Annotated in this window: 1 protein-coding gene; it reads right to left on the bottom strand. The window is 72.7% G+C overall.

Going from position 1 to position 561, the window contains the following annotated elements; genetic code table 11:
* Window positions 1-561, bottom strand: a 561-nt coding sequence (locus D3D02_RS18695) for an iron-containing alcohol dehydrogenase (RefSeq protein ID WP_121571347.1), incomplete at both ends; no start/stop codon positions are given.

Genomic DNA, 561 nt, shown 5'->3' with positions numbered 1-561 from the left:
GTCGAGCTCGGCGAGCGCGTCGCGGATCGCCGCCCACCGCCCGTTCTCGCCGCTGTGGAGGTACTCAGTCATGATCGAGGCGACGCCGACCTGGTGGCCGTGGAGCGCCTTGCCGGGCGCGATGCGGTCCAGCTGGTGGGAGATGAGGTGCTCCGCGCCGGAGGCGGGCCGCGAGGAGCCCGCGATGGACATCGCGACGCCGGAGGAGACGAGCGCCTTCACGACCACCCACGCCGACTCCTCTAGGCCCGGGCGGATCATGTCGGCGTTCTCGACGAGCAGCTCCGCGGTCATCTCCGAGAGCGCGCCCGCGTACTCGCTGTACTCGACGTTGCGGAGGCGGCGGGCGAGCCGCCAGTCCTTCACGGCGGTGTAGTTGGAGATGATGTCGGCGCAGCCGGCGGTGGTGAGCCGCCACGGCGCCTCCGCGAGCAGCGTCGTGTCCGCGACGACGGCGAGCGGCGGGTCGGCCGCGACCGAGTGGCGCGTGTCGCCCTCGGGGATCGAGGAGCGGCCGGAGACGATGCCGTCGTGGGAGGCGACGGTCGGGACGGAGACGAA

The organism is Halobellus sp. Atlit-38R, from assembly GCF_003665925.1.
GTDB lineage: Archaea > Halobacteriota > Halobacteria > Halobacteriales > Haloferacaceae > Haloquadratum > Haloquadratum inordinatus.
This window is presented reverse-complemented; position numbering and strand designations above follow the sequence as displayed.